This is a genomic window from Paenibacillus sediminis, assembly GCF_017873765.1.
GTDB lineage: Bacteria > Bacillota > Bacilli > Paenibacillales > Paenibacillaceae > Paenibacillus_AG > Paenibacillus_AG sediminis.
On record NZ_JAGGKP010000010.1, the window covers coordinates 12715 to 32534 of the forward strand.

Below are 19820 nucleotides of genomic sequence, written 5' to 3' on the forward strand. Positions count from 1 at the left end.
TATGATGTAAATGATTGTATATTGTCATTTCAAATTTGTATAATTGAATTAATTGATAGATATGTTCATAAAAATTGAACTTGGGGATAGGGGTTCTTCGATGGATCTTAAAACATTAAAAACGTTTCAAATGATCGTGAAGTACGGTAGTTTTATCCGTGCGGCTGATGAAATGAATTATGTGCAATCTACAGTAACGATGCAAATTCAAAAGCTTGAATCCGAATTGGGCGTTCAGCTTATCGAACGTGGAAAAAAAATCCGGCTAACAGAAGCTGGAAGACTGTTCTACGAACAGAGTCTGCACATTGTAAAGAATATGGATCAATTACAGACGAGCTTATCGGATTTGCAATTAGGCGAAAGCGGGAATATCCGTTTAGGGGTGACGGAGCCTACTGCCAGTTATCGATTACCTGATATCTTAGAGAGGTTTTTATCACAATTTCCGAAAATTCGTATCTCTGTGGACATTGCAAACACGCCAACATTGAGCGAGCGGCTTCTCAAAGGGGAAATTGATTTGGCTCTTTGTTCGGCACCGGATCTAGGTTCCGATCTTTATTTTGAACCCTTATTTAAAGAAGAGTTTGTGGTATTGATGCCAGAGAACCATCCGCTTGCCCAAAAAGCGGTAATTGCGCCGGATGATATTCGGGGACATCGTCTGCTCATTACGTCAGCAACCTGTCCGTACCGCAGAAAACTTGAGATCGTATTGCAGGAATCGGGGAACATTCCAATAGACACTATGGAGATTGGCAGTATGACAGCTCTGAAATATTATGTCGAAAGAGGACTAGGGATTGCCCTCGTGCCAGAGATTGTTTTGAGACCATTACCTACTGGAACTACGGTACGGACGATGAGCGGCAGTCTTATACACATGACTTCAGGCATTCTCTCCAAGCCATCGGAATATCCTTTGAAACAGGCAAGCTCAAAGCTTTACCAATTTCTCAAGCAAGAACTTCTTGAACAATTACCAGAATGACCTAATACTTAAATGTTGCCATCCATTTCCGTTTACTTCGTAATGAGAAACAGGAATTAAATGCGAAAGTTGATTCGGAGGGCTTAAAGGAAGAAAATGCGGCGCATGACTTTTTAAAAGAAAAGGGCGTGTTGAATTAATAGATATAGCCGTCGAACTTAACTTTACTTTTTAATAAAATACACTTATAATTACCCTATAAATGTATATCAAATGTTTTGGAGGAGTCTGTCATTGACAGGCTCCTTTTTGTCTTTTTATGGCCTTACGGGGCTTCATTTATCAACAAGAAATTTACTATAGGAGGTTATTATGGAACAACAGGCTGTACTAGCAGTAGCTATTTTTCTGGTCATCTATGCATTAATTATTTCAGAGAAGATTCACCGGACCATCATTGCAATGATTGGCGGAGTGTTGATGGTAGTTCTTGGGATCGTGGATCAAGAGACAGCACTTCATCACATTGACTTTAATACTATAGGACTCCTTATAGGAATGATGATTATTGTTTCCATTACTGCGGAAACGGGGCTCTTCAAATTTATTGCAGTATGGGCCGCAAAAAAAGCGAAAGGTAATCCCGTTCGCATCATGATTGCACTGGCTCTGATTACAGCAATGGGTTCTGCATTCTTGGACAATGTAACTACAGTTCTGCTGATGGTTCCTGTCACATTCAGTATTACACGTCAGTTGCGGGTATCCCCAGTGCCATATCTTATTACTCAGATAATTTCATCTAACGTAGGAGGTACAGCTACTCTTATTGGTGATCCGCCGAATATTATGATTGGCAGCGCTGTAAAAGAACTTACATTTTCAGCGTTTATTTTTAATCTGGCCCCAATTGCGATCTTGATCATGATTAGTTACGTTCCGCTGTTTATCCTTCTATTCCGTAAGCAGATTAAGACGACTCCTGAACTGACCAAGAGTATTATGAATATGGATGAAAGTGAGCTCATCACCGACCGTAAACTGTTGATGAAGAGTCTTTCAGTTCTCGGATTTACCATTATCGGTTTTTTTGTGCATCAGATACTGTATCTCGAATCGGCGACAGTTGCGTTGGCAGGTGCATTCCTGCTTCTTCTGTTAACCGGGGAGCATAAAATGGAAGATGCCTTTAGTAAAGTAGAATGGACAACAATATTTTTCTTTATCGGATTATTTGTTTTGGTATCAGGTCTTGTCGAAACGGGTACGATTTCCAAGTTAGCGGCACAGGCAATTGAACTAACTGGAGGCAATCTTATTGCATCATCAATGCTGATATTGTGGCTAAGTAGCATTGCTTCAGCATTCCTAGATAACATTCCATTTGTAGCAACGATGATTCCTTTAATTCAGGAGATGGGAAATATGGGTGTGACTAATCTGGAACCACTGTGGTGGAGTCTAGCACTTGGTGCTTGTCTAGGAGGGAACGGCTCACTGATCGGCGCAAGTGCAAACCTCATTGTAGCAGGCATGTCGGCTAAGGAAGGGTATCCAATCAAGTTCGTTCAGTTTTTGAAAATTGGTTTTCCTCTCATGATTGTCTCTATCATCTTGGCAAGCGTATACGTTTATCTCAGGTATCTTCTCTAAAATTACCAAAGAAAGGAGTGTACACTCGGATGCTGAACTATCGTTATAATCAGGGTGTCTTAGAGATTGAAGAGGTTATGAATATCGTGTCATCGTACGCCGTGATTATTACGTTGATTTTGTGCTTCAACTTATGAAATACAAGTTGATCAAGAGCGTGGAATGGATCGATATCGATTAAGTTTCTTTCTATTCAATGAGATGCACAGGAATGGCATGGTCAATCTTACTTATTTATGATAAAAATTTCTTGGTGATAAAATAAAAACAAAAACTCATTAGATATGAATAAACAAGAAGCTAATCCTAAATATTTAAGGATTAGCTTCTTGTTCTAGAATCATCTAACAGTGTGTTTGTTATGTTGCCATTATATTTTTTTGTGTGTTATTGATGTCTATTTTTGTTAGTTATACTTTTATTTGAGGATACCTCTTACGTATTGTAAGTAACTTGACAAAATGAATTTAATTTAATAATATTATCTCATGGTAATTATTTGAAGTTGATATGAGGGCAGAGCAACTAATTAATGAGGAGGCAAGGACAATGTCAAACGGTAAATTAAAAATTGGTATCATCTTAGGAAGCACACGTCAAGGACGTGTAAGTCCACAAGTTGGGGAATGGGTAAAAGGTATTGCTGACAAACGTGGAGATGCAGATTATGAGATCGTAGATATTGCAGATTTCAAATTGCCACTTTTGGGAGAAGCTGATCCTGGAGAAGGGGCAAAAGATTGGTCAGCAAAACTTGCTAATTTAGATGGATTCGTATTCATCGTTCAAGAATATAACCACAGCATAACAGCAGCATTAAAAAATGCACTTGATTATGCGCGCGACGAATGGAACAATAAAGCAGCCGGTATCGTAAGCTATGGTTCAACAGGCGGAGCTCGTGCAGCTGAGCATTTGCGTGGAATCTTGGGAGAATTACAAATTGCGGATGTTCGTGTACATCCAACATTGTCATTATTTACAGATTTCGAAAACGGAACTGTTTTCAAACCAGCAGAATTACATAATACAAATGTCAATGCAATGCTTGATCAAGTGATTGCTTGGAGCGGTGCATTAAAAACTTTACGTTAATATAGATCTTAATCAAAAACATGCGAAATCTTCTTCCTTAGGGAAGGAGACTCGCATGTTTTTTTTGTTTGCTCACACTTAATTTCCCTCCTTATTCGCCTTAGAATTAGACATTTCTTCCCGGCTTCTGTTCAGAAAGACGTCTAAGGTTTTTTATAGCACATTTTGGGTATCCTAGGAAATACAGCAAGGGATAAACACATGGGGGGATTTCATTGTGAACAGAATCCAATTAGAAGCGCACCGGCGCACGATATTGACCAAAGGCGAACTGAGCCGCTTGCGCAGAGAAGGTCATGTGCCGGGCGTATTGTATGGTAAAGGAAGAGAAGCACAAGAGATCTACATTACCGCAGACTCTTTCAGACAGATAAAGGGTCATGGCAGCATTCTTGTTGATGTGAATTTGGAAGGCGAACGTGTATCAGCTATGATCAACGAAATTGCCTATGAAACGATGAAGCATCGACCGCTGCACATTGATCTGCATGCCGTCAATTTGAATGAGCCGATTAACGCTGAAGTGCCTGTTATCTTAGAGGGTCTGCAAGCGGTGGAAAGTAAAGGTGCGATGGTTCAGCAGCAAACGCGTGAAGTCACAGTACGCAGCCTTCCGACCGACGTTCCGGAATCGATCACACACAACATCGCAAATCTCGATGTGGGCGACGCCGTACATGCTCGTGATTTGACACTTCCGGCCGGCGTGACACTGCATACTGATCCAGAAGAAGTAATCTGTACCATCGCCGAAGCACGAAGTGTTGCTCCAGATACGGAGACCGAATCGAAAGACATAGAACTTGGTGTTAAAGAAGAAGGCGAAGGAGAACAAGAGAAAGAATAAATGTGATCGGTCCCACTTAAAAGAATGAATATAAAAAAGACTCTTCCGGTTTTGTCTTGTCTGGAAGAGTCTTTTTTATATCGGAAATGATTGAAGGAAATCAATGAAGGAAATTATATAGAACAATTCAAAAATATGGTATAAACTTTATATAACGGACGTTATTCTCGAAGACGCCAATCATTGAAGATTAGAAAGTTAAAGGGGGGGGCTTCATAAGTGATAAACAACATCCTTGCAAGGGAATATTCTCCGTATTCATTATTAGACATAGAGATCAGGTTTATCCATTATCTGCAGAGTCGAAAATTTGAACGCAATCCCCGCATCAATTTCGAGGACACCAATAACTGTTCACTAATATACTTCAGTGATCATGAGAGTGTATACATCGTGCGGAGTATGAATCAAGATCCGCCTGAGTTTAAAGCGGAAGTTGTTGAAGCAACTAACTACAAGAGCCTCTTTGACTATTTAGAAGAGTTTCATGGTAATTCCTTTGCAAACAAAATAAAAGAGTCCTTTATGAGTCAGGGGTACCCTCGGTATTAAATGATATCTGTCAATAGTTTCTGTAGGTAAAGCGAGCTCTAAAAAAGGAGAACACAAATTGTCATGACTAATTTGTGTTCTCCTTATATTTTTTCTTCACTAATGAACCTAGTCGTTAAGATTCTGTTTGTTAACCTTTTTAATTAATTGTTGCGGTTGTATAATCATTTTTCATAGTAGCGTAAATGATAAGAACTAACAGAATTGAAGTTAGAACCATGGATGAACCAGTAGTGCCTAAGGCTAACCCACCTTTTGCATGTGGCTTTGTAAGAAGGTCTCCAAATGTCGCTCCAAAAGGGCGAGTTAAGACAAATGCTACCCAGAATAACAGTACTCGAGAAACTTTTGTAAAATAAAAGGCGATGATTATGATCCCTAATAAACTTCCTATTAAAATTGCTCCTCCTCTATATCCTAGACCAGAAGTATCCGATAAGAAATCGCCTAAAGCGGTACCCAAAGTATTCGAGAATAAGATGGCAACCCAATAAAGTATCTCGACTTTACGGGTTCTAATATCATTAATGTTTAATGATCGCTCACTAAAATACCAATATGCGAATATCATTAATAATATGGTAACTAATATCATAGATCCCTTTGTATAACCTAGTCCTAGAGTGCGATCCATATAATCGGACATTGCTGTGCCAGCAATGCTAGTTGAAAGAATAACACTCCAGTAAAGTACGGGGATATATCTTTTTGAGATAAGTTGAGCCATAAGCGTAATTAAAAACAGTCCAAATAATATCATGGAGCTGAATGCATATCCAACTCCCATAGTCATTGACAACAAGTCACCTGCTGTTTCACCTAATGTAGTGGCAGAAATCTTCATTATCCAAAAGATAATCGTGATCTTTGCTATCTTATTAATTGGTGATTCTTCTCTCATTTCTGACTTTTCTCTCCTTCTCCAAAGTATGTGAACAACAATTCATAATTTATAATCTATTAATGAGAATTTAGTGAGAATAAGATTAAAATCTGTTTAAGATCACGATTGCAAACGGTAGAAACGATAGATACCATCAACCTCAACATAAATCGTTCTATATTTATATTGACAATGACAAATGATGTTCTCTACAATAAAAAATTGACTCCGTCTTACATAAATAAAATACATCATGGGGAGATACATAAGCATGTGGACATTCATTTCAGTCATTGGATTTTTAGCCATTTTTATTTTTCTCATTATTGCATTGATTTCTTTATTTAAGAAAAATGGTAGAGCGAAGAGAAATTTTCTATTCTCGGGTATTGCGTTTGTTATTTTTCTCATCGGGGCAGTAAATACTCCATCGACGGAAACGACAAATCATCAGACCCCTGCAACTAAAACTGCGAAGACTAATTCCCAAGTAACAACAATTCCAGCGTCAAATGCAGTTAAGAAAGAGGAACAGAAGCCAGCTGCTCAGACAAAATCAGAAATTAACAAGACGGAGCAAAATGAAACAGCAGCTGTATCTGGAACCAAAGCAACTTCACCTGCTCCAACATCAACAAAAACGGAACAGAGTAAGGAACAAAACAGCGATAAATCGTACGAATTAAAAATCGTCTTTCCAGCCGACAAATACCCTGAAACGGCTACTCACATTAAGAATGCAATTGCAAAAGGTGAATCGGCGGTCTGTACAATTGATCGGAAAGATGCAGACGAGCACCGAGAGGAATCGTTAAAAGGCATACCAACGAAGTCAGGATACGATCGTGACGAATGGCCGATGGCCATGTGTGCTGAAGGTGGAAGCGGGGCAAATATTGCATACATATCCCCTTCCGATAATCGGGGTGCTGGTTCTTGGGTGAGCAATAAGCTGGAAAATTATTCGGACGGCACGAGAGTCTTGTTCGTTATATCAGGATCGGCTAACTCGAACATATCTGAGGCCAAAAAAGTCACATCAAGTTCATCTGCGCCCAAATCAACTTCCGTACATCATTCTAGTTCTGGGGCAAGCTCCTTAAAATCGTCAAGCTCAAATAGCACGACAAGCTCATCGTCGTCTTCAAGTTCCCATTCATCTTCGTCCGTCTACTATAAAAATTGTACGGCTGTAAGAGAGGCAGGGAAGGCTCCTCTTTATAAAGGTGATCCTGGATACAGCAGTAAGCTGGATCGTGATGGTGACGGCGTAGCATGTGAATAATAATGATATAAGGCAGTCGAGAAAGTCTCGACTGCCATTATTTATTGAATGATTTATAACCGTTTACCATATTTTCTAAGATAGTCTTCTACGTCATTACAAAAATGGCTTCTCGTTATCCGTTCCGAACTTTAATGAAGAAGGCCTTTATTCATCGGATTCATTGTATACGCTTCTCGAAAAGCTTCGAACAATGTCATAATAAATGCGGTGTTTGAGTACTTCCGGATCGTTAGGACTTAATCGCTCAGCCTCTGACATGACTTCCGTACCACGTTTCCACTCGCCAACTTTCATAAGGAGTACCCCATAAGAAGCCAAAGCTCTTGCGTTATTAGGATTTTCATTGTATTGTCCTATATCTTTCGAGAGGCTGAAGGGTTACCCTTTGCAGCATAAGATTCTCTGTGGAACGAAGCGTGGACGGCATTTAGCATAGTCGCAATAACAGGTGCTAGAGTTGCTATCGATAATACAGTGATGACCCCGTAGTTGTCGTACAACGTTCCTAACATGTAAGGGCCGATAAGACGTCCGAACGATCCGATCGATCCTACAATGCCTAGATAGAATGCAGAATTCAGTCCGGATTTTTCCGTAATAAAAGCAGGAACCGTTGGTGCGAGCAGCATTTCCCCGAATGTCGTAATCACCATACCCGCTATCATTATGGTGTAATTCTGTGATAGAAGGATGAGTGCAAAACCTAGTGCATAACAGATGGAGCTGGCGACGAGATCCGCAGGCAGGCTTTTTGTCACAGTTCGTTTTAGAATCCCGAGCACAGGCTGGCCGATAAAGATAATAATTCCGTTCACAGTCCATAAGAAACTGTAGGCTGACATTCCCAATCCGTGTTCATCAAGATACGGAGCGATGCCTGAGTTCCATACCGATGTGGAGAACCAGACGAGCATAGACCCGGCTGCCATAAATAAGTATAGCTTTACATTTGATATAAGCTTCCACGTACTTTGTTGATACACCGGCTTCTCTTTACTGACCTGTGGCAAGGGTCCTTGTTCTTCTTGAGGATCTTTCTTCACATGAAAGTAGAAGAAACAAGCAAAGACAAATGTCGTAAGCCCATTAATTAAGAAATTAATTGAGAAATCAAATAAGCTCGCGAGCAGTCCTGCAATCGAAGTCCCAATAGCCATTCCGATATTATTGCCAACGTAAATCAGGTTGAATAGTTCACGTCGCTGCTCTTTCCAGCGAAATCCCGTATATGCTTGAATGGCTGGCATGGACAGGGCGTTGAAGAAACCGATAAGCATCATCGTAAAAATATATAGAAACCACTCCGAAATTCCGATTAGCGAAATTTGCGCAATTGCGCCTAAAATTAACGAGCCTACAATCAGTCGTTTTACACCGATGCGATAATAGAGCGATCCGCCTACGGATTGACCGATAATTGATGCAACGGACTGACATAGAAGCACGAGCCCTGCGTCACCGAAAGAGCGGCCAAACTCGTGATGGACGTATAGTGTTGTGAGCGGCCACATGAATGAGTTTCCTAATGAATTTATGAAACTGGCGTAGACAAAGTACCACGATTCCCGCGGATATTTATTCATTGTTTGAGATAATTTCATATTCATCGCTTTTGTGATTTGCATGTTATAATGACACCTCAGCTTCCAAGTTGGAGCGGGCGCGGACAATTTGAGCAAGTCTCAAAAATGAGTCAACCACTCTGCGTATGCGGGCTTCTATCTCGTTCCCATCCTCGTAATCGGCATTCTCCAGCTCAAATCGCTGCCGCTGGGAACCGCCGATGGATAGCCATTCCGGGCAATTGATTCCGTGGAGGTTACGAACAGTAGCTTGCATTTGCTGCAGTGAACTGACTCCAACCGCGCCTCCAGCTGAACTGACGCAAAGTACAGGTTTGCCGCTGAAGTGTGTTTGACCAAGGTGATCAAGCGCATTTTTGAGTACCCCAGACATACCGCCGTGGTATTCTGGTGATGCCAGAACGATGGCGTCTGCCTTTTTCATTGCGCTTTGCAGCTCTGCAAGACCTTTATGGTCATAGAACGATTCGTCCGGAGAATAGAAAGGCAGCGGAGTTCGGTATAAATCAAATAACTTGACCTGATATTCTCTTCTAACTATATATTCCTTAATATATTCTGCTAATTTCGTGCTTGTGGATGCTCTGCGGTTACTTCCTGTAATGATAACGATGTTCATTCGATTCAATCCCTTCCAATGGCTGTTCTTTATATGTGTTTATCTTAACGCATACACGATTATCTAGCGTCAGAGAGAAGGATGATTTTGAGAGCGCACAATATTCGGCTTAAGAATGAGTTATCTACGACTTTGGTATGAGATCCGGTGAAAACAATAACAACGATGTATATAAGAAAATGTTGATTTTTTTTCCAATCAGACCTAATCTCTTTATGAGAGTGATAGACCAAGAGGAGATGAAATAAGCATGGAACCGCGTGTTCAAGAGCTTATTACACTAAAAACAATTGCTGAGACATTAAATCAATCTAATAGGCTCACTCCAATGCTGGGTACGGTTCTGGAAAAATTACTTGAACTTACCGAACTTGAGGCGGGTTGGATCTTCTTGATCGATGATGATCAAGATTATGAATGTGTAGCAGACTATGGTCTTCCCCCCGCTTTGATGAGCGATAATAAGCGTCCGATGCGCTGCGGCACGTGCTGGTGTATGGACAGATATAGAAAAGGAAAATTGAAAAATGCAGTCAATATTTTAAACTGCAAGCGGCTTGAGGATGCGGTGGAGAATCACTTAGGCGATACCCATGGCATAACGCATCATGCGACGGTTCCACTTCGTTCCGGCAATCGGCGAATTGGAATTCTCAATGTCGCAGCTCCCGGCAAGGAGCATTTTGAAGAGGAGGAACTTGCTCTGCTTCAGGCAGTAGCATTCCAAATTGGCAGTGCTATGGAACGGATGCGGTTATACGCTGATGAGCAGCGCAGGGCGGACTTATTCGCTCGGCTTGGCGAGTTCAGCCGAATGCTGGGAACGAGTACGGAGAGTGAGAGTGATCAGCTGCAATTAGCGCAGCGAGTGATGGAGTTAATAGGTGCTCATTTTGACTGGCCATATGCTGCAATTATCGAATCTGCACACAGTGACTTCATTATTCGTTCTGTATTCTCGGGAACTAGTACCAGAAAAACATGCTCCCGCTTGACAGGTCCTGCTGCCGAATGGCTGGAAAAGTCCGTTAGAGAGAGGCGTTTAGTGGCCGCTAGCGAGATAGAAGCCTCTGGGTTGACTAGTGATCAGCAAGAGAAGGTTGGGGCGATGCCGAAATTGCGGTCCGCGTATGCTGTGCCAGTGCCTATGAGCGGAGCGACAACTTACGTAATCGTTATTGGGGGGATTAAAGCGGGAGATCTTAAGCGTATGGACGGTGATGTGCTTGAAGCGCTTGCGGAGCATGTTGCCATTACGTTTGAGAGCGCCCGAATTGAGGAATATCATCGTGAGCTTGCACGCTGGGATGAGCGTAACAAGCTCGCGCGGGATTTGCATGACTCGGTCTCCCAAATGTTGTTCTCGCTTTCGATGACGGCTAAAGGCACTGAAACTTTGCTAACTGGGAATGATGTGGAATCAGCCATTACAGCTGTACGCGATATGAAGTCTCTATCGCAGAGCGCCTTGAAGGAAATGCGCGCACTCATTATGCAGCTTAGACCTGTAGGCCTCGAAGCGGGTCTCGTTACTTCGCTCAAAACATATGGAGAGAAATTTGGACTGCGCGTCATTCCGATGTCCAAAGGCATACGAGACATTCCTCGTTCTGTTGAGGAGGGACTCTGGCGGATTGGACAAGAGGCGCTGAACAACGTTTGTAAGCATTCGGGAGTTACCGAAGCTATAGTTGAGCTTGAACTAAGCGAAACAGAGGCGGTGCTGCGTGTTATTGATCACGGCAGAGGTGTCGTGGAGCCATCTCCTGAACGTATTCGGGCATCATTTGGGATGAGCACGATGCGCGAGCGGGCAGAAGCACTGGGAGGCAAATTCACGATTACAAGTGAGTACAATCATGGAACGGTCGTAGAGGTCGTTATTCCTCTATAGGCGAACTACTTTGAGGTGAATGAGTGATGAAAATTAGATTATTGCTCGCTGACGATCATGCTATTGTAAGAAGAGGGCTTCAAGTTTTTCTTGCGACACAATCGGACATAGAACTTGTCGGCGAGGCGGTAACTGGGCAGGAAGCAGTTGATAAGGCAGCCGCATTGTTACCCGACGTTGTGCTAATGGACCTTAACATGCCAATTCTTAATGGTATAGAAGCAACGAAGTGTATTAAGCTGTCTCATCCCGAAGTGAAGGTTATTGTTCTCACTTCGTTCTCTGATCAGGATCATGTATTGCCTGCCATTCGTGCTGGAGCCAAAGGCTATCTGTTGAAAGACATCGAACCCGAAGAGCTCGTTCATTCGATCCGCCGGGTATATCAAGGACAAGTTGAACTGCATCCTGAAGCTGCAAGCCAGCTTATGGACATGGTTGCGCATCCAGAGGAAACGACCGCTCCAAGTGAAGGCGCTGCTGTCGGGTTCGAGGAATTGACCAAGCGTGAACTAGATGTGTTACGGCTAATCTCTGCTGGCAACAGCAATAAAGAAATCGGAGATATCCTTTATATTTCTGAGAAGACAGTTAAAACACATGTCAGTCATATTTTGGACAAGCTTGGTTTGTCCGACCGTACGCAGGCTGCCATTTATGCTATTAAGCATGGACTTAAATGAGTTATTTTTCGAGCCAAGAGCGTCTTCGTCTTTTCTTGCTGATGCTTTTGGCAATCGTAACCTTATATCACATTTGACATAAAGCAGGTTTGTGATATCCTATACTTAGGTTTCTAAATATATAAAACCGAGGTGCACAACATTGACAATACCTTATGATCGCTGGCTTGGACCTATTATCAAAAGGGCAGCCCGTAATATGATAAATATTCATGACCAAAAACTGTCTCGTTATGGATTGACGACATCACAGGTAAGCGTCTTGTCGCAATTATGGCATAGGGACGGGCAGACACTAAAAGAACTTGCAGAAACGTTAGGAATAAAGGCGCCTTCTCTAACCAGTATTGTCGACGGTATGGTGTCTAAGGGATGGGTTGTTCGAAAATCGGTTGATGAGGACGCTCGTGTCAAAAGATTATTTTTAACGGAACAAGGCAAACAGCTTCAAGAGGTCTGCACAGAAGTTGTGCTTGAAATGGAAGAGCTGATGAGAAAAGGGTTCTCGGAAGAGGAATTGACGATTTTTATTACATGGTTGAAACGGTTAATGGACAATGTTGAGGCTTAACAGGATGTTTGCGCAGGTGGTGGGAATAGTCCTGTAAAATTTTAGATTGACATCGAAATAAAACTTAGGTATAAAAATATTAGATAGCTAATTATATGGATGTAGCTTGATGGAAGAAAACTTGTAAGGTGGCGAGTAGATGATAGAGCATTTTTTTGAGTAAATACTTAGGTATCTAAATTTAAGTTATCTAAAAATAAGGAGCTGAAGGTATATGATTAAAGGGTTATATGAAGCGCATCTCCCTGTTACCGATCTGGAACGTGCAATTGAATTTTACCGTAGTCTGGGGCTTGAAAAAGCATTCGTTTATCCCGATGTCGTGTTTATGTGGATTGAGAAGAGAAGAAGCTGGCTAGGATTATGGCTTGTAGAAGCGATCTCTGAGGAGCGCAATCCTTCGTTTTTCCCAGGGCACGGACGTCACTTGGCATTTCAAATTGATTTTGAAGATTTATTGCAAGCAATGGAATGGCTTAGAGAAAAAGGTATACAACCAATTCCTTTTGAACATTTTAAACCAACTGAGCCAGTGGCTAGGCCTCATCAACTGAATGCATCAATCTATTTTGAAGATCCGGATGGAAATCAGCTGGAACTCATTTGTAATCTACCCACTAACTACTTATCTGAACCGGAGGAAGTTGTTTATTTTAGCGAATTGAAAGTGAAAGAATAAAATTTTTTTGATTAGTACTTAGATATCTAAAATTAAGTTATCTAATATAAAGTAGTGGGGTGATTAAAAATGCAGACAGATAGAGGAATTGAAAAATATAATCCTCTGCGCTGGTGGGCTCTAACAGCTGCTGCCTTGGGTATTTTCATGGTTGCGCTGGATTCAAGTATTGTGAATGTCGCATTGCCAACCTTAGGTGAGAGTTTTAAATCAACCGCACATATTCAATGGGTAGCTCTGAGCTACACGTTAACACTAGTGGCGGTCATCGTTGCAGCGGGACGTATGTCAGATATGTTTGGGAGAAAAATCGCTTTCTTAACGGGAATCGGCATTTTCTTGCTTGGAAGTATACTTTGCGGCACGGCATCATCACTCGCACTTATGATCGTATACAGAGTTGTTCAAGGTATTGGAGGTGCTTTTATCGCTGCCCCGATCGCTGCCGTTGCTACAGTTATGTTTCCAATCTATGAACGAGGGAAAGCAATGGGGATTGTCGGTATTATAGGGCCGCTCGGGGGATTAATCGGACCTAGTGTTGGTGGATTCCTTATTGATGCATGGGGCTGGAGATCGGTATTTTACATAAACATTCCGGTCGGGATTCTTTCGTTCTTGCTGCTGAAAAAATTGTTGCCAGTCGATTCCGAGTACAAAAAGACAAGGTTTGATACTTGGGGTTCTCTTAGCCTAGCATTTGCTTCACTTTTTCTCTTATTAGGACTCTCTTCAACAATACATGGATACAGCACAGTGCAAGAGTTCATATTATCTGCAATTTTATTTACCGCTTTCCTCCTGATCGAGAGGAAGGTTCAATCACCTATGATCCCTGTTCCTCTCATGAAGCAGACAACGTTTACGATGCCGCTTCTTGGGATCCTCTCAACTTCAATAGTGGGTGCGGGTCTTGGGTTTCTAAATCCGTTTTTCCTTCAATACAAAATAGGAATGTCACCATCACAAATTGGATTGGTCATTCTGTTCTACTCACTTGGTATGGCCATTGCCGCTCAGTTAAGCGGTCTAATCACAGATAAATTAGGCACTAAACTCTCCTCGGGGATTGGGGCTTTCATCGGGATAGTAGGACTGTTCTTATACACACCGCTCAACTCCCATTGGACGATAGGGACTGTGATGTGGCATTTATTTTTCATTGGATTTGGTTCTGGGATGTTTACGACACCTACAAATGTAGCGATCATGAGTGCAACCCCGCATGAGTTTGTTGGAATGAGCAGTGCGATATCTAATATGGCAAGAAATCTAGGTTTTGCTTTAGGGCCTACTATAGCTACGGTATTTTGGACCCCAGGGATGGCCTCTTCTATTGGTGCAATGCGAACCGTTGTCTATGCTCTAATTGTTGTTCAATTCGTTGCTTGGATTTCTTCTGTGGGATACCTAAATAAAGATGGGAGGACAAGAAAATGGATTTGGGACTTACGGAAAAGATCGTCTTAGTTACTGGAGGGTCAAATGGAATCGGAGAAGCCATCGCGACTCAATTCGGTAAAGAAAAGGCTTATGTTGTTATCACGTATAGAACTGATGTTCAGGGAGCTCATAATACCGTTAAAAAGATTGAGGATAATGGAGGTCAGGCTGCCGCCGTTCAAATGGACTTCTCTAATCGGGCCTCAATTCAGGAAACGGTAAATAAAGTATCCAGGCGCTATGGTCATATTTCAGTGTTAGTGAATAACGCAGTAAGTTGGCCGAGCAGACAAGGAATGAATAATTTGATTGACTACCCGGATGATGATTGGATGAGTATGTTCGACATTAACCTGAAAGGCACCTATCTTATTACTAAAGAAGTCCTGCCGCTAATGCAGAAGCAACCTTGGGGAAGAATCGTGCATATTTCTTCTGATATTGCTCTTGATGGAATGGCAGGTGCTTCAGCCTATGCAGCAATGAAGGCTTCTTTACACGGCTTAAGTCGAACCTTATCGCTGGAATTTGCCCGCAACAATATTTATTCAAACGTTGTAGTCCCAGGCTTCACATTAACAGAGAGAGCATTAAGACATTTTCCCAAAGAGTTTATTAAGGGATTAATTGAAAACCATCCGGCAGGAAGATTAGGTGCTCCAGAAGATATTGGAAACGCGGTTGTTTATTTAGGATCGGCAGCGAATCGTTTCATAAACGGTGAAGTTATACGAGTGACAGGCGGCCACATTGGGCAATTGGCGTGAAAATTAAAAAAAACAAAGTGAGGGTATAAGAATATGAATAATGTAAAACTCGCAGTGATTTATTACAGTTCAACCGGTACGAATTATAAAATGGCTGAGTGGGCCGCTGAAGGTGCAATACAAGCTGGTGCAGACGTTAAAATATTGAAGGTTCCTGAACTCGCTCCAGAAGCTGCAATTCAGTCTAATCCTGCATGGAAGGCTCACTTGGAAGCAACGAAAGACGTTCCAACTGCTTCACTAGAGGACCTCGAATGGGCGGATGCCATTATCTTTAGCAGTCCAACTCGTTTTGGCAACCTGCCTGGTCAGATGAAACAGTTCTTAGATACTACAGGCAGACTATGGTTTCAAGGGAAATTGGCGAATAAGGTGGTCAGCGCGATGACTAGCGCAAGCAACCTGCATGGCGGTCATGAAGCGACGATACTCTCGCTATATACAACGATGTATCACTGGGGTGCAATTGTCGTATCACCAGGGTACACAGATCAGTCGCTATTCGCAGCGGGAGGCAATCCATACGGAACAAGCGTCACTGTAGACCGTGAGGGGAATATGAAAGAGGATGTGAGGGGCGCGGTTATTCATCAAGCAAATCGTACGGTCGCCGTTGCTGGCTGGGTGAAAAACGGCAAGCAAGTACAACCTGAGTATTGAAAAATGACTAAGGTAAATAAAAGGTTGCCGATAAAATTCGGCAGCCTTTTATCATTGCATAGTCTTGGAGCCTGATACTAGGGAGATGACGAATGAATTACACTAATCCAGTAGAAAGCTCCGAAGGCCACAGCCATACAGAACAACACGAAGAAAGTAATTTTCCAGGCGCTTCTTGGCACATGTCCGGAGACGGTTCCAGTCTGACCGTTGACCATATAACGGAACAGCTTAAGTACCGAATCCGCTCTTTCCACGATCGTACCCGAATCGTCTAACCATTCAATCACTTCGATAAATTGACCTTAAATGAAAGAGAACAATCGAAATAGAATAATTTTACATGTAGGATTCGCGGAGATTATTTCAAATTGAACGAAGAAGGAAAAAGGGAAATTTTGTTGAAAAAATAAATTTGGAAAAATATTCTTCTTGGGGGTCGGTCTATGAATGTATTTCCGGAAGAACAATCTGATTTCTACAAGTTGTTTTCTGAGAATTCAAACAATTTGCTTATTTATTTAGATAGCGATGAAAATATATTAGCGATCAATAAAGCAGCAAGAGATAAGGTATATTACATTGATGAGCAAGATGCTATTGGTAGAAAATTTTCGGATGTCTTCGCTATTGACAGGTCAACTTCCGTTGTCATCGAATCTTTGAACTCAGGTCAAGAGGTTCATGGCTTGGAGCGTTTGGTCAATATAAAAGGGAATCTTGTATATTTAATTATAGATACGAAGATAATTTTCACCGGAAATGGTCTTATACAAGGTCTCGTTTGCATTTTACGTGATATTACAGATCGAAAGATTGAAGAGCAGAAGCTGGTAACTCTTGAAAAACAAGCGGTATCGGGACTATTGGCAGCCGGAATCGCTCACGAAATTAGGAATCCACTGACTGCAGCGATCGGTTTTATTCAGTTACTTCAGCAAAACTCGATCGATGAGCAGAAGCAGAAGCAATATCTTGAGTATGTGTTAAATGAATTGAAAAGCATTAGCAAGCTAGTCAGCGATTTTATGAGATTATCTACACCTACAGAGACGAACAAGCAGAAAATTTCGATTACGCAATTGTTGAATGAAACTATCGATTTTATGCAAGGACAAGCCATTTTATCAAATGTGGTGATTGAACGGTGTATCTTCTGCGAAAATATAATGGCTACAGTAGACAGTGACCAATTAAAGCAAGTTTTTATTAACTTTATCCGTAACGCGATTGAAGCATCAAATAAAGATAATGCCACGATACTTATTTCTTTAGACCAGTTAGATAAAGCAGTTACCATCACGATCGAAGATAACGGAATTGGAATTTCAGCGGAGAATATCGGGAAAATATATGATCCTTTCTTTACGACCAAAAAAGAAGGGACAGGAATAGGTTTGACAGGTGTCAGCCAAATCATTAGAAATCATAATGGAACGATCAATGTTGATAGTATAGAAGGAGAAGGGACAAAGTTCGTTATCACTTTATCCTCTGAAGAGTAAAGAATAAAAGGCTCCCGAAACAGTTTGTTTCAGCAGCCTTTTAACAATCTAACTTTTACTCACCAAGCATAAGCTTCAGGTGCTGGTTTACCGGGTCCTGGGAATATTTCATCTAATCTCTTCAGCGTATCTTCGCCCAGCTGGACCTCAGGAACTCTTAGCGAATCCCGCAGCTGATCGAGTGTTCGCGGTCCAATAATTGGAGCGCTGACAGCAGGATGCGATAGAACCCATGCCAAAGCAATGACGTCTTCTTTCTCACCGATTTCTCGGCATAGAGCAGAGAACTGCTCAAGTTGACTCCGGTGCTTCTCAATTCGCTCAGATGAGCGTGCGCTTCGAGCGCCAGAACCAGCTAAAGCGTTTCGACCAAGAAGTCCTCCGGCCAGCGGGCTCCACGGAATAACACCTAGACCAAGAGCCTGAGCAGCGGGCAGCACCTCTAACTCTGGCAGTCTTGCAAGTAAGTTATACAAATGCTGCTCGGAAATGAGACCTAGAAAATGTCTAGCTTTCGCTTCTCCTTGGGCGACGGCGATGTGCCACCCTGCAAAATTGCTGGACCCTATGTATCCAACTGAGCCTTTATTCACAAAGGATTCAAACACTCCCCATAGTTCATCCCATGACACGTTACGGTCGATGTGGTGCATCTGATACAGCTCAATATGGTCTGTTTGAAGACGCTGAAGTGAAGCCTCGAGGTGACGGCGAATTTTGTAAGCCGATAAACCGCGCTCTGCGTTAGGTCCATCATTAGAATCGTTCATGTCACCATACACTTTCGTAGCGAGGACTACCTTTTCTCTACGGCCTCCGCCTTGCTTGAACCAACGACCTATAATTTCTTCTGTCCAACCGCGTCTTGTCTCTCCGCCATATACGTTAGCGGTGTCAAAAAAATTGACCCCCGCATCTAAAGCAGCATCCATAATTTTAAATGCTTCTTTTTCTTCCGTTTCAGGCCCGAAATTCATCGTTCCTAGACATAACTGGCTTACCTTTAATCCCGATTTCCCTAAATAAGTGTACTTCATGTTTCATCCTCCCGTTCCGTGAAAAATGTTTTGACTTAGAAAATGAGTCATAATGAATGCTTCAATTTTATAATATTTTCCTAATTAGCAAAATATAGCATTTTGTTCATCTCAACTCAAAGGCGATGTATTAAGTGAATAAAAAATAAGCCACTATCGGGGAAAAGGAAAGATCTAGGGTTTAAAAACAGATTTTTGGAAACACTAAAGCCATCGATGAACGAACTTGCTGTGTACAAAAAGGATGGTGGCGTGCATGATGGCTGATGAGACAGAACTAAATGAAACGATGGATGACACCGCTGCACAAGACAAAAATAATGAATGGTTCGAGCAGGTAAAAAATATTTTAGCGCCTAAAGACCCGGAGCCGATGAGAGATTATAAAAGCTAGATGACAAAAAGCACCCTGCAATTTGGGGTGCTTTTTGATCACTTTATAGCAGTTGACTAACCGGCATGTTGATATTTTCCATAGTATTAGCCACATGTTTTCTTATTAGTGCATGCAGCATGAAGAGCGAGTCATCCGTTCAATTAAGTCAAATACAAATCATTCCTTTTACATTAAGCTCTAAAAAGAATAATATAGAGATATCGAAATTTCTCGATATCTAAAAATACTGCCTGCGAAAAATGACACTGCAATTTAAATATCGCTAAATTGGGAATACTCGATATGTTAACTATAAATAGATAGGGGAAGGTATATTGAATCAGCAATTACAAGGGATGACTGATGAGCAAGCGGTCGAGATCTTTAAGGCACTTTCGAATCAAACGAGAGTAAATATTCTCCAAATGTTAAAAAATCCAAATGTTCATTTCGGAACACAAGCACATATCGTCAAGGAAGAAGGGTTTGAAGGTGGAATTTGTGTGAGTGATATTCGGAGCAAAACGGGAATTTCCCAGTCGACAACTTCTCAATATTTAGCGATTTTGCAGCAAAGCGGCTTATTAGAAACGAAAAGAATAGGTCAATGGACATACTATCGCCGCAATGAAGAAACGATTAGACAATTTGAGCAATACATTCGTGAAAGGCTATAAACAGGTAAGAAGGACTTAGGTCATCCCGTTCGGGTCGCAAGAGGAAGCAGCATCCATGCCGGTTTCTTTTGCGG

The 19820-nt window shown here is 41.7% G+C and carries 21 protein-coding genes and 1 pseudogene; 17 read left to right on the forward strand and 5 right to left on the reverse strand.

What is annotated here, in order from left to right:
* Positions 1–100 precede the first annotated feature (100 nt).
* The 4 genes from J2Z20_RS14640 (at position 101) to J2Z20_RS14655 (ending at position 4529) form a co-directional block, all read left to right on the forward strand.
* Positions 101–994: a LysR family transcriptional regulator gene (locus J2Z20_RS14640; RefSeq protein ID WP_209851877.1), complete on the forward strand. Its 894-nt coding sequence runs from the start codon at positions 101–103 to the stop codon at positions 992–994.
* Between the two features lie 312 nt (positions 995–1306).
* Positions 1307–2587: an ArsB/NhaD family transporter gene (locus J2Z20_RS14645; RefSeq protein WP_209851880.1), complete on the forward strand. Its 1281-nt coding sequence runs from the start codon at positions 1307–1309 to the stop codon at positions 2585–2587.
* A 549-nt stretch (positions 2588–3136) separates the two neighbouring features.
* Positions 3137–3682 carry an NADPH-dependent FMN reductase gene (locus J2Z20_RS14650; RefSeq protein ID WP_209851883.1) on the forward strand — a complete coding sequence of 182 codons (546 nt, stop codon included), beginning with the start codon at positions 3137–3139 and terminating at the stop codon, positions 3680–3682.
* A gap of 217 nt (positions 3683–3899) precedes the next feature.
* Positions 3900–4529 carry a 50S ribosomal protein L25 gene (locus J2Z20_RS14655; protein ID WP_209851886.1) on the forward strand — a complete coding sequence of 210 codons (630 nt, stop codon included), beginning with the start codon at positions 3900–3902 and terminating at the stop codon, positions 4527–4529.
* Between the two features lie 691 nt (positions 4530–5220).
* On the opposite strand, the gene J2Z20_RS14660 is transcribed toward J2Z20_RS14655, so the two are convergent.
* Positions 5221–5982 (reverse strand): COG4705 family protein, encoded by a 762-nt coding sequence (locus tag J2Z20_RS14660; RefSeq protein WP_245252410.1) that lies wholly within the window; start codon positions 5980–5982, stop codon positions 5221–5223.
* Positions 5983–6652: 670 nt separating this feature from the next.
* Between J2Z20_RS14660 and J2Z20_RS18065 the strand changes: the two are divergent.
* Together J2Z20_RS18065 and J2Z20_RS18070 are read left to right on the forward strand one after the other, a co-directional pair.
* Positions 6653–6958: pseudogene (locus J2Z20_RS18065) on the forward strand (NucA/NucB deoxyribonuclease domain-containing protein); the annotation flags it as partial.
* Positions 6947–7249, forward strand: coding sequence for an excalibur calcium-binding domain-containing protein (locus J2Z20_RS18070; RefSeq protein ID WP_245252422.1), 303 nt, complete (start codon positions 6947–6949; stop codon positions 7247–7249). The pseudogene J2Z20_RS18065 and the gene J2Z20_RS18070, both read left to right, overlap by 12 nt.
* Before the next feature lie 147 nt (positions 7250–7396).
* Here J2Z20_RS18070 and J2Z20_RS14670 read toward each other — a convergent pair whose 3' ends face one another.
* From J2Z20_RS14670 to J2Z20_RS14680, 3 genes are read right to left on the reverse strand one after another with little or no spacing between them, the layout of a single operon-like run.
* Positions 7397–7546 carry a hypothetical protein gene (locus J2Z20_RS14670; RefSeq protein ID WP_209851892.1) on the reverse strand — a complete coding sequence of 50 codons (150 nt, stop codon included), beginning with the start codon at positions 7544–7546 and terminating at the stop codon, positions 7397–7399.
* Positions 7547–7605: 59 nt separating this feature from the next.
* Positions 7606–8877 carry an MFS transporter gene (locus J2Z20_RS14675; RefSeq protein ID WP_245252412.1) on the reverse strand — a complete coding sequence of 424 codons (1272 nt, stop codon included), beginning with the start codon at positions 8875–8877 and terminating at the stop codon, positions 7606–7608.
* Between the two features lies 1 nt (position 8878).
* The gene (locus J2Z20_RS14680; RefSeq protein ID WP_209851895.1) at positions 8879–9454 is read right to left on the reverse strand and encodes an NADPH-dependent FMN reductase; all 576 of its coding nucleotides are present in this window, start codon (positions 9452–9454) and stop codon (positions 8879–8881) included.
* A gap of 250 nt (positions 9455–9704) precedes the next feature.
* On the opposite strand from J2Z20_RS14680, the gene J2Z20_RS14685 reads away from it, so the two are divergent.
* The 9 genes from J2Z20_RS14685 to J2Z20_RS14725 all read left to right on the forward strand — a co-directional run bounded on the left by J2Z20_RS14685 (position 9705) and on the right by J2Z20_RS14725 (position 17656).
* The gene (locus J2Z20_RS14685; RefSeq protein WP_209851898.1) at positions 9705–11348 is read left to right on the forward strand and encodes a GAF domain-containing sensor histidine kinase; all 1644 of its coding nucleotides are present in this window, start codon (positions 9705–9707) and stop codon (positions 11346–11348) included.
* Between the two features lie 26 nt (positions 11349–11374).
* Complete coding sequence (locus J2Z20_RS14690; protein WP_209851901.1) at positions 11375–12031, forward strand: response regulator; 657 nt, start codon at positions 11375–11377, stop codon at positions 12029–12031.
* Between the two features lie 142 nt (positions 12032–12173).
* Entirely contained in the window at positions 12174–12602 is a 429-nt protein-coding gene (locus J2Z20_RS14695) for a MarR family winged helix-turn-helix transcriptional regulator (RefSeq protein ID WP_209851904.1), read from the forward strand.
* A 214-nt stretch (positions 12603–12816) separates the two neighbouring features.
* Positions 12817–13281: a VOC family protein gene (locus J2Z20_RS14700; RefSeq protein WP_209851907.1), complete on the forward strand. Its 465-nt coding sequence runs from the start codon at positions 12817–12819 to the stop codon at positions 13279–13281.
* A gap of 69 nt (positions 13282–13350) precedes the next feature.
* Positions 13351–14751: an MFS transporter gene (locus J2Z20_RS14705; protein ID WP_209851910.1), complete on the forward strand. Its 1401-nt coding sequence runs from the start codon at positions 13351–13353 to the stop codon at positions 14749–14751.
* A complete protein-coding gene (locus tag J2Z20_RS14710) occupies positions 14718–15491 on the forward strand; it encodes an SDR family NAD(P)-dependent oxidoreductase (protein ID WP_209851914.1) in 774 nt (257 codons plus the stop codon). Before J2Z20_RS14705 ends, J2Z20_RS14710 begins: the two co-directional genes overlap by 34 nt.
* 33 nt (positions 15492–15524) lie before the next feature.
* A complete protein-coding gene (gene wrbA, locus J2Z20_RS14715) occupies positions 15525–16151 on the forward strand; it encodes an NAD(P)H:quinone oxidoreductase (protein WP_209851917.1) in 627 nt (208 codons plus the stop codon).
* A 92-nt stretch (positions 16152–16243) separates the two neighbouring features.
* Positions 16244–16429, forward strand: a complete 186-nt coding sequence (locus tag J2Z20_RS14720) for a hypothetical protein (protein WP_209851920.1) — start codon at positions 16244–16246, stop codon at positions 16427–16429.
* A gap of 168 nt (positions 16430–16597) precedes the next feature.
* On the forward strand, positions 16598–17656 hold the full coding sequence (locus J2Z20_RS14725; RefSeq protein WP_209851923.1) for an ATP-binding protein: 1059 nt from the start codon (positions 16598–16600) through the stop codon (positions 17654–17656).
* A 59-nt stretch (positions 17657–17715) separates the two neighbouring features.
* Here J2Z20_RS14725 and J2Z20_RS14730 read toward each other — a convergent pair whose 3' ends face one another.
* Positions 17716–18693 (reverse strand): aldo/keto reductase, encoded by a 978-nt coding sequence (locus J2Z20_RS14730; protein WP_209851926.1) that lies wholly within the window; start codon positions 18691–18693, stop codon positions 17716–17718.
* A gap of 259 nt (positions 18694–18952) precedes the next feature.
* On the opposite strand from J2Z20_RS14730, the gene J2Z20_RS18165 reads away from it, so the two are divergent.
* Together J2Z20_RS18165 and J2Z20_RS14735 are read left to right on the forward strand one after the other, a co-directional pair.
* A complete protein-coding gene (locus J2Z20_RS18165; RefSeq protein ID WP_280921770.1) occupies positions 18953–19087 on the forward strand; it encodes a hypothetical protein in 135 nt (44 codons plus the stop codon).
* 338 nt (positions 19088–19425) lie between these two features.
* The gene (locus J2Z20_RS14735; protein WP_209852031.1) at positions 19426–19746 is read left to right on the forward strand and encodes an ArsR/SmtB family transcription factor; all 321 of its coding nucleotides are present in this window, start codon (positions 19426–19428) and stop codon (positions 19744–19746) included.
* The last annotated feature ends 74 nt before the right edge of the window (positions 19747–19820 follow it).